This window comes from uncultured Azohydromonas sp. (assembly GCF_937926365.1).
GTDB lineage: Bacteria > Pseudomonadota > Gammaproteobacteria > Burkholderiales > Burkholderiaceae_C > Azohydromonas.
In genome coordinates this window covers 35275-48376 of sequence record NZ_CALAOH010000056.1, presented here as the reverse complement: position 1 = coordinate 48376, position 13102 = coordinate 35275, and the positions used below count along the sequence as shown (strand labels likewise).

The window sequence follows — 13102 nt, the reverse complement described above, 5'->3', positions numbered from 1 at the left end:
TGGCCACCATTCCCATCAAGCGCCTGGGCACGCCGGAGGAGATCGCCTCCATCGTTGCCTGGCTGGCCGGCGAGGAATCGGGCTTCACCACCGGCGCCGACTTCAGCTGCAACGGCGGCCTGCACATGGGTTAAGTCGCAGGCTGCGCCGCCCGCGAGGGCGCGTGCCGAAGCACCAAAAGGCCGCGCATTGCGCGGCCTTTTCCTTTGGATCGGCGCGGGCGGAAGGCGCGTCAGGAAGGGCAGGGCCCGCAGGCCCTCACTCCACGATCCCCGCCATGAAGTACTTGATCAGCCCCTTGGCCGCGAAGCCCAGCATGCCGAAGCCCAGCGCCAGGAAGAGCACGAAGGTGCCGAACTTGCCGGCCTTCGACTCGCGCGCGAGCTGGAAAATGATGAATGCCATGTAGAGCATGAAGGCCGTGACGCCGATGGTCAGGCCCAGCTGGGCAATGTTTTCCTCGTTGAATTCGAACATCGTTTGTTGTTTCAGGCTGCTGCCGCGCGGCTGACGTGCACGCCGCGCGGCCGGGCCCCAACTGCCCGCAGCGGTTCTCGATCAGGTTCTCAAGGCATCTCGTGCCACTGGGAGGTGTCCACCAAGTCGCGGTAGGCGTGCCAGCTCGAATGCGCCAGCCACGGCACCACCACGATCAGGCCCAGCAGCAGCGTGGCCATGCCCACCAGCGTCAGCGCCATGATCAGCGCCGCCCACAGCGCCAGCGGCAGCGGGTGCTGCATCACCACGCGCCAGCTCGTGAGCACCGCCACCAGCACGCCCACGCGGCGGTCCAGCAGCATCGGGATCGCCACCACCGAGGAGGCGAACACCGGCGCCGCCAGCACGCCGCCCAGCAGCAGCCAGGCTTCGAAGAGCTTGCCTTCATCGGCCAGTACCACGTGGCGCAGGAAGTCCTGCGGCGTGTGCACCGCCGCCGGCGCGAAGGTCAGAATGAATGAGGTGGAGGTCATCACCCAGCCCGTGCCCGCGAAGGCCAGCAGGATGCCGAACACGATCAGCCGTCCGTCGTCGGGCTTCCAGGCCCGCAGCGCGGTCTGCAGCGTCGCGGGCTGGCGCTTGTTGTGCAGCGCGCGGCTCACGGCATAGAGCCCGGTGGCCAGCAGCGGCGCCACCAGCAAGAAGCCCGAGAAGGCCCCGGCCAGCAGCCACACATGCCCCTGCGCCAGCACCGCCAGCAAGGCGCCGAACAGGGCCATGGCCACCCCGTGCACCAGGCCTGGAAGCGGTGCGTGCACCAGGTCTTGCCAGCCGCGCGCCAGCCAGCCCAGCGGGCGCAGCACGGGGATGGGCCGCACGCCGAAGCGGCGGGACTGTTCTATGGCGGGTTCAGTGGTTCGCATGCGTGGAGCGGCGACTGTCGCCGAAGTGGGGACGCCCCACTTTAAGCCGCCTCAAGCCTGCGACAGCAGCTCGCGAGCGGCCGCCTGCAGGTTGTCGGTGCCTCCGTCACGCAGCACGAGGCACGGCGCCTGCGCCAGGTGGAGGAAGTGCTTGTCCATGGAGCGCAGGTACAGCGGGTCGTAGTGCTCGCGCATCATCTCGGCGAAGACCTCGGACCAGGCGCCGGCGCGCGCCTGGCGCTGCCAGCGCTGCACGGTTTCGCGCCCGCGCAGCTCCACCAGGCCGTCGATGAGACGGCAGAAGCGCTCGGGGTCGGCCGCGAAGAAGCCGTAGTCCTCCAGCAGCAGCGCCACGCGCGCGTCCTCGGCCATCTCCACCACGGTGCAGCGGCCGTGCTCGCGCAGGCGCAGGATCAGCGCATCGGGCACGCGCACGCTGCCCACCTTCTGGCTCTCGCTCTCCACGAACACCGGCCGCGCCGGGTCCAGCGCGCGCAGCGCCTGCCACAGCAGGGTGTCGAAGCGCTTCTGCGGCGGCTGCGGCTTGTCGGGCAGCCCGCCCAGCACCGAGCCGCGGTGGCAGGCGAGGGCTTCCAGGTCCAGCACCTGCGCGCCCTGGTCGCGCAGCGCCTGCAGCAGCCGCGTCTTGCCGCTACCCGTACGTCCGGCCAGCACGCGGAAGTCGAACCGCGCGGGCAGTTGCTCCAGGTCCTCGCGCACGAGGGCGCGGAAGGCCTTGTAGCCGCCGGCGAGCTGGAAGGTGCGAAAGCCGATCTGCGACAGGAACCACGCCAGGCTCCCCGATCGCTGCCCGCCGCGCCAGCAGTACACCAGCGGGCGCCACTCGCGCGGCTTGTCGGCCACATGGCGCTCGATGTGCTGCGCAACGTTCTTGGCCACCAGCGCGGCGCCGACCTTGCGCGCCTGCAGTGCCGAGACTTGCTTGTAGAGCGTGCCCACCAGTCGGCGTTCACCGTCGTCGAGCACGGGCCAGTTCAGGGCACCGGGCAGGAAGTCCTCGGCGAATTCGCTGGGCGAGCGCGCGTCGATGACGCTGTCGAACTCGCCCAGCCGGTCGGCGGCTTCGCGGGCCTCCACGATGGTCAGGGACATGGGTCAGGAATTCACTTCTCTTTCCGTTCGCCCTGAGCTTGTCGAAGGGCCGCAGCCATGCGATGCGGCAGGGGGCTTCGACAGGCTCAGCCCGAACGGGGTGGTCAATTGGGCAGCGGCGCCGCGGCGTCCAGCAGCTCGCTTTCGATCTGCAGCTGCTTGCGCGCGTGCTGCAGCTCCGGGCCGTCCACGAGGAAGGTGTCTTCCACGCGCTCGCCCAGGGTGCTGATCTTGGCCAGCTGCAGGTTCACGTGGTGCGCCGCCAGCACGCGGGCGATGGCGTAGAGCAGGCCCGAGCGGTCGCTGGTGCTCACGCTCAGCAGCCAGCGCTGGGCACGCTCGTCCGGGCGCAGCGACACGCGCGGCATCACGGGGAAGGATTTCACTCGGCGCGATACCCGCCCGCGGCTGGGCTCGGGCAGCGGGCCGCTGGCGTGCAGCGCCGCCGAGAGCTGGTTTTCCACCAGCGCGGTGAGGTCGCGGTAGCTGGCCGAGCCGGGCTCGTCCAGGCGCGGGTGCACGACCTGGAAGGTGTCCAGCGCGTAACCGCTGCGCGTGGTGTGCACCTTGGCGTCCTGGATGTTGAAGCCCGCGCCGTCGAAGTAGCCGCACAGCCGCGCGAAGAGATCCGGCCTGTCCGGCGCGTACACCAGCACCTGCAGCCCTTCGCCGATGGGGGAGGGCCGTGCGCGCACCACCGGCGAGGGGCTGTCCACGTAGCGCCACAGTGCGCGCGCGTGCCAAGCGATCTCGGCGGCGTCGTGGCGCGCGAAGTAGCTCAGCTCCAGCGTCTTCCACAGCGGCCCCTCGGTGCCGGGCAGCTGCGAGGCCAGCGCCAGCAGCGAGCGCGCCTCGGCCTTGCGGGCCTCGATCTCGGCCTCCTGGGAAGGCTTGGCGCCGCCCAGGGCGCGCAGCGTCAGGCGGTACAGATCCTCCAGCAGCTTGCCCTTCCAGGCGTTCCAGACCTTGGGGCCGGTGCCGCGGATGTCGGCCACCGTCAGCAGGTACAGCGCGGTGAGCGTGCGCTCGTCGGCCACCTTGCCCGTGAAGGCGTGGATGACCTCGGGGTCGGAGAGGTCCTCCTTCTGCGCCGTGCGGCTCATGCTCAGGTGCTCGGCGACCAGGAATTCGCACAGCTGCGCGTCCTCCTTGGGCAGGCCGTGGTCGCGGCAGAAGCGGCGCACCTCTGCCGCACCCAGCGCGGAATGGTCGCCGCCGCGGCCCTTGGCCACGTCGTGGAACAGCGCGGCGATGTAGAGCACCCAGGGCCGCTCGAACTGCAGCGCCAGCTGCGAGCAGAAGGGGTACTCGTGCGCGTGCTCCGGCATGAAGAAGCGCCGGACGTTGCGCAGCACCATCAGGATGTGCTGGTCCACGGTGTAGACGTGGAACAGGTCGTGCTGCATCTGGCCCACGATCTTGCGGAACACCCACAGGTAGCGCCCCAGCACCGAGCTCTGGTTCATGAGCCTGAAGGTGCGCGTCTGGCCCTCGGGCGCCTGCAAGATCTGCATGAAGGTGGCGCGGTTGGCGGGGTCGCGCCGGAAGTGGCCGTCCATCAGGCCGCGCGCGTTGTAGAGCGCGCGCCAGGTACGCGCCGACAGGCCCTTGATGCCGACCTCGCGCTGGAACACCGCGAAGGTCTGCAGGATGGCGTGGGGATCGCGCTCGTAGAGGTCGTCGCTGGCCACCTCCAGCATGCCCGCGCGCTCCAGGAAGCGGTCGTCGATGGGGCGCATCGGCGCGTCGCGCGAGCCCTGGATCTGCTCCTCCATGTTGAGCAGCACGATCTGGTTGAGCTGCACCACGGCCTTGGCGGCCCAGTAGTAGCGGCGCATCAGCGACTCGGACGCGCGCTGCGTGCGCGTGCCGCGGTGTCCGAAGCTCTCGGCCACGGCGGTCTGCAGGTCGAACACCAACCGGTCCTCGCGCCGGCCCGCCACCACGTGCAGCCGGGCGCGGATGAGCTTCAGGGTGCCTTCGTTGCGCTGCAGCTGCAGCGCTTCGAAGGGCGTGACCAAGCCGTTGGCGGCCATGGCGCGCCAGTTCTTGCCCAGCCCGGCTCCCAGCGCCACCCAGCGCAGCACCTGCAGGTCGCGCAGGCCGCCGGGACTCTCCTTGCAGTTGGGCTCCAGCGCGTAGGGCGTGTCCTCGTACTTGACGTGGCGCTGGCGCATCTCCAGCGTCTTGGCGCGCAGGAAGGCCTTGGGGTCCACCGCGGCCTCGCTGGTCTTGCGGAACTGCTCGAAGAGCTTTTTGGGCCCGCACACCAGCCGCGATTCCAGCAGCGAGGTCTGCACCGTGACGTCGCGCCGGGCCTCGTCCACGCACTCGTCGAGCGTGCGCACCGAGGAACCGATCTCCAGGCCGATGTCCCAGCAGGCGGTGATGAAGCTCTCGATGGACGAACGCAGCGCCTGCATCGGGCCGCAGCTCGCCGTGGCCGCGGGCTCCTCGCACACCGCGCAGCCGTTGGGCAGCAGCAGCAGCACGTCCACGTCGGAGTAGGGGAAGAGCTCGCCGCGGCCGTAGCCGCCCACGGCCACCAGCGCGGCGCTGTCGGGCAGGCCGCACTGCTGCCACAGTGCCTGCAGCGTCGCGTCCACGTGGCGCGCGAGCCCGCGCAGCAGCCGCGTGGCGGCCGGTACGCTGGGATGCGTGTCACGGAAGGCCTGGATCAGCGCGGCCTTGCCGCTGCGGAATTGCTGGCGCAGCGTCGCCAGGTCGCCCGGGGCCGGGCTCAGGGTCGCGGACATGGGATCGGCAAAAAGAGCGAAGGGAAGCGGCTTGGCCGGTCAGGCGGCAGCCGCGGGCTGCTTGACGAAGGCCGGCGGCGGCGGGGTGCCGGCGGACAGCGTCAGGATCTCGTAGCCGGTGTCGGTCACCAGCACGGTGTGCTCCCACTGCGCGGAGAGCGAGCGGTCCTTGGTGACGATGGTCCAGCCGTCGTACTTGCCGCCCTTGCGGTCCTCTTTGATCTCGCGCCGGCCGGCGTTGATCATGGGCTCGATGGTGAACACCATCCCCGGCACCAGTTCCTCCAGCGTGCCCGGGCGCCCGTAGTGCAGCACCTGCGGCTCCTCGTGGAAGCGCTGGCCGATGCCGTGGCCGCAGAACTCGCGCACCACCGAGAAGCCCTGGCTCTCGGCGAACATCTGGATGGCGTGGCCGATGTCGCCCAGCCGCGCGCCGGGACGCACCTTCTCGATGCCCTTCCACATCGCCTCGTAGGTGATGGTGCACAGCCGCCGCGCGGCGATGCTGCCGTCGCCGACGATGTACATGCGGCTGGTGTCGCCGTGCCAGCCGTCCTTGATGACGGTGACGTCGATGTTGACGATGTCGCCCACCTTCAGCGCCCGCTCGCCGGGCACGCCGTGGCAGACCTGTTCGTTGATCGAAGTGCAGACCGACTTGGGGTAGGGCGGATAGCCGTTGGGCTGGTAGTTCAGCGGCGCGGGGATGGCCTGCTGCACGTTCACGATGTAGTCATGCGCCAGCTTGTCGAGCTCGCCGGTGGTGATGCCGGGGCGCACGTGCGGGGTGAGCATGTCCAGCACTTCGGCCGCCAACCGGCCGGCGACGCGCATGCCTTCGACATCGGCAGCGCTCTTGATGGAGATCGTCATGGGGAAATTATCTCACCCCCCTCTAAAATCACGGGTTTGCACGCATCTGCCGCCATTTGGTGCGCAGGTGCAGCCCCCATGGCGTCCATCACGGACGCGCCTGACGCGAGCTCCCCAGCGTGACCAGCAAACACCTGTTTTCCTTCGAGGGCGGCAATGCCCTGTCGTCCTTCCGCGCCCAGGCGCTGCTGCAGCGGTTGCAAGCCGTCAGCGCCCGCATCACCGGCGTGAGCGCACGCTACGTGCACTGGGCCTGGGCCGATGCGCCGCTGTCGGCCGAGGCGCAGTCCAAGCTGGGCGCGCTGCTGGACTACGGCAGCCCCTACGCCGGCGAGGCCGCCGGCGCCCTGGTGGTGGTGATGCCGCGCCTGGGCACCGTCTCGCCCTGGGCCTCCAAGGCCACCGACATCGCGCACAACTGCGGCATCGGCATCCATCGCGTGGAGCGGGTGACGGAGTACCGCCTCACGCTCAAGAGCGGGCTGCTGGGCGGCGTCAAGCCGCTGGAGCCGCGTGAGCTGCAGGAAGCGGCGCTGCTGCTGCATGACCGCATGACCGAGAGCGTGGCCTTCGAGCGCGAGGCCGCGGCGCACCTGTTCGACGAGCGCGAGGCCGAACCGCTGGCGCACGTGGACGTGCTGGGGCGCGGGCGCGCCGCGCTGGAGCAGGCCAACACCGAGTTCGGCCTGGCGCTGTCCGAGGACGAGATCGATTACCTCGTCAACGCCTTCACCGGCCTGCAGCGCAACCCCAGCGACGTCGAGCTGATGATGTTCGCGCAGGCCAACTCCGAGCACTGCCGCCACAAGATCTTCAACGCGGAATTCATCATCGACGGCGAGCCGCAGCCCCTGTCGATGTTCGGAATGATCCGCAACACCGAGAAGGCCAACCCGCAGCACAGCATCGTCGCCTACAGCGACAACGCCGCCGTGATGGAAGGCGGCCCGGTGGAGCGCTGGCTCCCCGAGGGTTTCACGAATGCCCCGCGCTATGGCGCGCGCCAGGAAGCGGCGCACGTGCTGATGAAGGTCGAGACGCACAACCACCCGACCGCCATCTCCCCGTTCCCGGGCGCCTCCACCGGCGCCGGCGGCGAGATCCGCGACGAGGGCGCCACCGGCCGCGGCGCGCGGCCCAAGGCGGGCCTCACGGGCTTCTCGGTGTCGAACCTGCACCTGCCCGGCACGAACGAGCCCTGGGAGCAGGACCCGGTGGGCAAGCCGGAACACATCGCCAGCGCCTTGCAAATCATGACCGAGGGCCCGCTGGGCGGCGCCGCGTTCAACAACGAGTTCGGCCGGCCCAACCTGGGCGGCTACTTCCGCGTCTACGAGCAGACCGTGGACGGCGTGCGCCGCGGCTACCACAAGCCCATCATGATCGCCGGCGGCCTGGGCACCATCAGCGACGGGCAGACCCACAAGCTCCCGTTTGGCGCCGGCACGCTGCTGGTGCAGCTGGGCGGCCCGGGCATGCGCATCGGCATGGGCGGCGGCGCCGCCAGCTCCATGGCCGCGGGCACCAACACCGCCGCGCTGGACTTCGACTCGGTACAGCGCGGCAACCCGGAAATCGAACGCCGGGCGCAGGAGGTCATCAACCACTGCTGGGCGCTGGGCGACAACAACCCGATCCTGGCCATCCACGACGTGGGCGCGGGCGGCATCTCCAACGCCTTCCCGGAGCTGGTGGACGGCGCGGGCAAGGGGGCGACCTTTGATTTGCGCAAGGTGCCGCTGGAGGAGTCCGGCCTGGCGCCCAAGGAAATCTGGTGCAACGAGAGCCAGGAGCGCTACGTCCTGGCGCTGAACCCGGACCTGCTGCCGCTCTTCGAGCAGATGTGCGAGCGCGAGCGCTGCCCCTTCGCCATCGTGGGTGTCGCCACGGACGACCGCGAGCTGGTTCTGGAGGACGGCCCCGGCGGCGACCGCGCCATCGACATGCCCATGGACGTGCTGCTGGGCAAGCCGCCCAAGATGCAGCGCAACGTGCAGCGCGTGTTGCGCCAGGGCGCGCCGCTGGACCTCTCCGCCGCCATGCTGGAGCAGGCCGCCTTCGACGTGCTGCGCCATCCGACGGTGGCTTCCAAGCGCTTCCTCATCACCATCGGCGACCGCACCGTGGGCGGCCTGTCGCACCGCGACCAGATGGTGGGCCCCTGGCAGGTGCCGGTGGCCGACTGCGCCGTGACGCTGGCCGACTACGCCGGCCTGCGCGGCGAGGCCATGAGCATGGGCGAGCGCACGCCGCTGGCCGCCGTGGACGCGCCGGCCTCGGGCCGCATGGCCGTGGCGGAAGCCGTGCTGAACCTGCTGGCCGCGCCCATCGAGCTGGAGCGCGTGAAGCTGAGCTGCAACTGGATGGCCGCCTGCGGCGAGCCCGGCGAGGACGCCGCCCTCTATGACACCGTCAAGGCCGTGGGCATGGAGATCTGCCCGCAGCTGGGCATCGGCGTGCCGGTGGGCAAGGACAGCCTGTCCATGCGCACGCGCTGGAGCGACGGCGGTGAAGCGAAGCAGGTGGTGGCGCCGGTGTCGCTGATCGTCTCGGCCTTCGCCACGCTGGACGACGTGCGGGGCACGCTCACGCCGCAGCTGCAGGAGGGCGAGAGCACGCTGATCCTGGTCGATCTGGCCGAAGGCAAGACGCGCATGGGCGGCTCGATCCTGGCGCAGACGCTGCGGCAGTTCGGCGACGCGGTGCCCGACCTCGACAACCCGCAGCGCCTCAAGGCGCTGGTGCAGGCCGTCAACCGCCTGCGCGCCGAAGGCAAGCTGCTTGCGTACCACGACCGCAGCGACGGCGGCCTGTGGGCCGCGGCCTGCGAGATGGCTTTCGCCGGCCACCGCGGCGTCAGCCTGAACGTGGACCTGCTGGTCACCGAGGGCGACGGCATCAGCGACAGCCGCGCCGACCACGGCGACGCCAAGAACTGGGCCACGCACGTGAGCGCGCGCCGCAACGAGCTCACGCTCAAGGCGCTGTTCAACGAGGAGCCCGGTGTGCTGCTGCAGGTGCGCCGCAGCGAGCGTGACGCCGTCATCGCCGTGCTGCGCGAGTTCGGCCTGAGCCGCCACAGCCACGTGGTGGGCACGCCCAACGACCGCGGCGTGATGGAGGTCTGGCGCGACACCAAGGCCGTGTTCTCCGCGCCGCTGCGCGACCTGCACCAGGCCTGGGACGAGGTGAGCTGGCGCATCGCCCAGCAGCGCGACAACCCGGCCTGCGCCGATGCCGAGCACGCCGCCGCCGGCGCGCAGGACGACCCGGGCCTGCACCTGCAGCTGAGCTTCGACCCGGCCGAGGACATCGCCGCGCCGTTCCTCAACCGCGGCGCGCAGCCCAAGGTGGCGATCCTGCGCGAGCAGGGCGTGAACTCGCAGGTGGAGATGAGCTACGCGGTGGCGCACGCCGGCTTCGAGAGCTACGACGTGCACATGAGCGACCTGCTGGCCGGCCGCACCCGGCTGGACCAGTACCAGGCCTTCATCGCCTGCGGCGGCTTCAGCTACGGCGACACGCTGGGCGCGGGCGAGGGCTGGGCGCGGACCATCATGTTCCACCCCGAGCTGGCCGAGCAGTTCGCCGCCTTCTTCGGGCGCCAGGACACCTTCGCGCTGGGCGTGTGCAACGGCTGCCAGATGCTGGCGGCGCTGGCGCCGATCATCCCGGGCGCGCAGGCCTGGCCGAAGTTCACGCGCAACAAGAGCGAGCAGTTCGAGGCGCGGCTGAGCCTGGTGGAGGTGCTGGAGAGCCCGTCCGTGTTCCTGCAGGGCATGGCCGGCAGCCGCCTGCCCATCGCCGTGTCGCACGGCGAGGGGTTTGCGGACTTCTCGCAGCGCGGCGACGCCGGCGCGGTGGTGCGCGCGCTGCGCTTCGTGGACCACCACGGCCAGCCCACCGAGCAGTACCCCTTCAACCCCAACGGCAGCCCCGGCGGCCTGACGGGTGTGACCACCGCCGACGGCCGCTTCACCGCGCTGATGCCGCACCCGGAGCGCGTGTTCCGCAACGCGCAGATGAGCTGGAGCGGGGCAGGGGTGGAGGGCTTCAGCCCCTGGATGCGCATGTTCCGCAACGCGCGCAAGTGGGTGGGCTGATCTCTTTTTCCGCTCGTCACTGACGCGATTTCCGTTCGCCCTGAGGTATCGAAGGGTGAACGGCCCTCGCCGGCGTGCCGCCATCGCGCCCTGTCCTGAGGTGCCGAAGGGTCAGTACGAACGGGTCTGGAGGGGTGGCCACAATGCCGCTTCGACTTCCCGCCGGAGCCGCCATGACCGAGTCCGCTTCTCCCGCCGTGCAGGCCGTGCGTCCCGACCGCGAGGTCATGACCACGCAGCGCCTGCCGTACTTCACCGGCCTGTCGGGCCAGACCGTGGGTGCCACCGGGCTGGCGATGCACCTGGTGGTGATCCCGCCTGGCGCCTCCTCGCAGCCCCATGTGCACCTGGGCTACGAAACCGGCATCTACGTGCTGGAGGGCCGGGTGGAGACGCGCTGGGGCGAGCGGCTGCAGCACTCGGTGGTGAGCGAGGCGGGCGAATTCCTGTTCGTGCCGCCCGGCGTGCCGCACCAGGCCATCAACCTGAGCCCCGACACGCCCGCCCGCGCCGTGGTGGCGCGCAACGACCCGGCGGAAGCCGACAAGGTGCAGCCCTGGCCGCCCGCCCAAACCTGAGACTCATGGACGCCGAAACCGACCGCCGCCTCGAAGCCCTGGAGATCAAGGCCAGCTTCGCCGACGACCTGCTGGAAGAGCTCAACCGCACCGTGGCGCGCCAGCAGATGCAGATCCAGCACCTGATGCAGCAGTTGCGCGCGCTGCAGGAACAGCTCCCTGCGGCGGGCACGCCGCGCAGCCTGCGCGACGAGTTGCCGCCGCATTACTGAGCCGAGCCGAACCCCTGCCCGGCAGGCTCCATCGCGAAGGCCGGCGCCAGCCCCGTGCGCCGCGTGATCGTTTTGTGAACTAAGCGCTGTTTCGGGGCGGGTGCAGGGTGCCGCGACTCATTGCGGCCTGCCGGTTGCCGAACATCTGCTGACGCCGGGCCGGCACCGCCGGACCCGGACAAGCAGTGGAGACAAGGTGCCGTCATGGAGCAGTACGCGGGTTTTTTCGACACCTTGGAGGAGCTCGACCTCCTCCTGTCCGCGGCGCCGCTGCGCGGCAAGCTCGGTTCAGCCCGCAGCGTGCTGGCGCAGGTGTTCGTCTCACGGACCGAGGACGACTGGGCGCAGGCCGTGGCCGCGCGTGTGGCCGGCGTCGATGCCCGCATCGTGGTCGTGGGGGCCAGCACCGCCGGTGAGATTTGTGGCGGACAGGTGCGCTCGGCCAGCAATGTCCTTTCGCTGCTGCTGTTCCACACCGCCGAGCTGCATGCGGTGGCGTACGACTGCGCGCCGGGACAGGAAGCCGCGGTGGCCGCGCGCCTCGCGGCCGACCTCGCGGCGCCGGCAGCGGCGCCGCTCAAGGGGCTGCTGCTGCTGGGCACAGGCACCGACCTCGATACCGGCCTGCTGCTGCAGGCGCTGCACGGCCAGGCGCCGGGCCTGCCGCTGTTTGGTGGCGCCGCGGCCGACAGCGTGCAACTGGGCCGCACGCTGGTGCTGCACGGGCAGCGCGTGCTGGACCAGGGTTATGTGGGCGTGGGCCTGTATGGCGATGACCTGGAGGTGCTGCGCCAGGCCTACCTGGGCTGGGAGCCCATGGGCAAGCGCATGCGTGCCACCCGCGCCAGCCGCTTCGTGATCGAGACCATCGATGACCAGCCCGCGCTGGACGTCTATCGCCACTACCTGGGCATCGGCGACGACGATCAGCTGTTTCTCAACGCCATGGAGTTCCCGCTGCTGGTCGAGCGTGACGGGCATCTGCTGGCGCGCGTGCCGCGTCACGCCTTGCCCGGCGGCGCCATCGAGTACATCGGCGACGTGCGGGAAGGTGAGGAGCTGCAATTCGGCTACGCGCATCTGGACGGCATCGTCGAGCGCGCGCGCGGCACGCAGGCCGCGGTGCGGGTGTTCGAGCCCCAGGCCATCCTGCTGTACTCGTGCAATTGCCGCTTCTTCGTGATGCAGCAGGACGTGGAGCTGGAGCTGCGTCCCTACGAGACGATGGCGCCCACCGCGGGCTTTTTCACCTACGGCGAGTTCTGCGACCTGGGCCACAGCAGCCCGCTGATGACGAGCACCCTGCTCGTGGTCGCGTTGCGCGAGGGCCCGCGCGACGGCGTTCCGGCGTTGGAGTCGGACGCCGTGACCACGTCGCGCGACGTGTACGCGCGCAGTCATGCGCGCATCCTGTCGCGCTTCCAGCACTTCGTCCGGGCCATTGCCGAGGACCTGGAGCACGCCAACCGCGAGCTGCAGGTGCTGGCGGAGCACGACGGGCTCACGGGCCTGGCGAATCGGCGCAAGCTGCAGTCGCTGGTGGCCGTGGAGACGGAACGCGCACAGCGTTACGGCCAAGACTTCAGCGTGATGGTGTGCGACGTCGACCACTTCAAGCGCTTCAACGACACCTATGGCCACGAGGTGGGTGACGAGGTGTTGCGCCAGGTGGCACACGCCCTGGTGCGCCAGGTGCGAGGCACCGATACGGTGTGCCGCTACGGCGGCGAGGAGTTCGTGGTGCTGTTGCCGCATACCGGCCTGGACGAGGCGCTGCAGTGCGCCGAGCGGTTGCGCAGCGCGGTGGCGGGCCTGTGCGAACAGCCGGGACACCTGTTGCCCTGTGAGGTGACCATGTCCTTCGGCGTGGCCGGGTATCCAGCCCATGGCCTCAACGAGGCGGCGCTGCTGGCGGCTGCCGACCGGGCGCTGTACGGCGCCAAGCATGCGGGCCGCAACCGGGTGTGCGCCGCGGGCCTGGCGCCCTGAGCCGGCGGCTGCGCGCTGCCGTGCGGGACGGCACGGTGTGGCAGGCGCAATCCGGGCTTCCCACAGCTTGGACCGGCCCACCCCTTGCCTCCAGGCTTGCGCGCGGTGGCGGCCCGG

Annotated in this window: 10 protein-coding genes; 5 read left to right on the top strand and 5 right to left on the bottom strand. The window is 70.3% G+C overall.

Annotated elements, in window-relative coordinates; translation table 11 throughout:
• Positions 1 to 134, top strand: a 134-nt coding sequence (locus tag Q0741_RS06180) for an SDR family oxidoreductase (protein WP_298232323.1), incomplete at its 5' end; no start/stop codon positions are given.
• A 124-nt stretch (positions 135 to 258) separates the two neighbouring features.
• Here Q0741_RS06180 and Q0741_RS06175 read toward each other — a convergent pair.
• The 5 genes from Q0741_RS06175 to map form a co-directional block, all read right to left on the bottom strand.
• Positions 259 to 477 (bottom strand): DUF2788 domain-containing protein, encoded by a 219-nt coding sequence (locus Q0741_RS06175; RefSeq protein WP_298232321.1) that lies wholly within the window; start codon positions 475 to 477, stop codon positions 259 to 261.
• 89 nt (positions 478 to 566) lie between these two features.
• The gene (locus Q0741_RS06170) at positions 567 to 1361 is read right to left on the bottom strand and encodes a DUF2189 domain-containing protein (protein ID WP_298232320.1); all 795 of its coding nucleotides are present in this window, start codon (positions 1359 to 1361) and stop codon (positions 567 to 569) included.
• A 51-nt stretch (positions 1362 to 1412) separates the two neighbouring features.
• Positions 1413 to 2474 carry a tRNA 2-selenouridine(34) synthase MnmH gene (gene mnmH / locus Q0741_RS06165; RefSeq protein ID WP_298232319.1) on the bottom strand — a complete coding sequence of 354 codons (1062 nt, stop codon included), beginning with the start codon at positions 2472 to 2474 and terminating at the stop codon, positions 1413 to 1415.
• 104 nt (positions 2475 to 2578) lie between these two features.
• Positions 2579 to 5230: a [protein-PII] uridylyltransferase gene (locus Q0741_RS06160; RefSeq protein ID WP_298232318.1), complete on the bottom strand. Its 2652-nt coding sequence runs from the start codon at positions 5228 to 5230 to the stop codon at positions 2579 to 2581.
• 39 nt (positions 5231 to 5269) lie between these two features.
• Positions 5270 to 6103, bottom strand: coding sequence for a type I methionyl aminopeptidase (gene map, locus Q0741_RS06155; RefSeq protein ID WP_298232317.1), 834 nt, complete (start codon positions 6101 to 6103; stop codon positions 5270 to 5272).
• 119 nt (positions 6104 to 6222) lie between these two features.
• Between map and purL the strand changes: the two genes are divergently transcribed.
• The 4 genes from purL (at position 6223) to Q0741_RS06135 (ending at position 12985) form a co-directional block, all read left to right on the top strand.
• Positions 6223 to 10206, top strand: coding sequence for a phosphoribosylformylglycinamidine synthase (gene purL / locus Q0741_RS06150; protein WP_298232316.1), 3984 nt, complete (start codon positions 6223 to 6225; stop codon positions 10204 to 10206).
• A 173-nt stretch (positions 10207 to 10379) separates the two neighbouring features.
• Positions 10380 to 10784, top strand: a complete 405-nt coding sequence (locus tag Q0741_RS06145) for a cupin domain-containing protein (RefSeq protein WP_298232315.1) — start codon at positions 10380 to 10382, stop codon at positions 10782 to 10784.
• Between the two features lie 5 nt (positions 10785 to 10789).
• Positions 10790 to 10996 (top strand): SlyX family protein, encoded by a 207-nt coding sequence (locus Q0741_RS06140; RefSeq protein WP_298232314.1) that lies wholly within the window; start codon positions 10790 to 10792, stop codon positions 10994 to 10996.
• A gap of 204 nt (positions 10997 to 11200) precedes the next feature.
• Positions 11201 to 12985 carry a diguanylate cyclase gene (locus tag Q0741_RS06135; protein ID WP_298232313.1) on the top strand — a complete coding sequence of 595 codons (1785 nt, stop codon included), beginning with the start codon at positions 11201 to 11203 and terminating at the stop codon, positions 12983 to 12985.
• Positions 12986 to 13102: the final 117 nt, after the last annotated feature.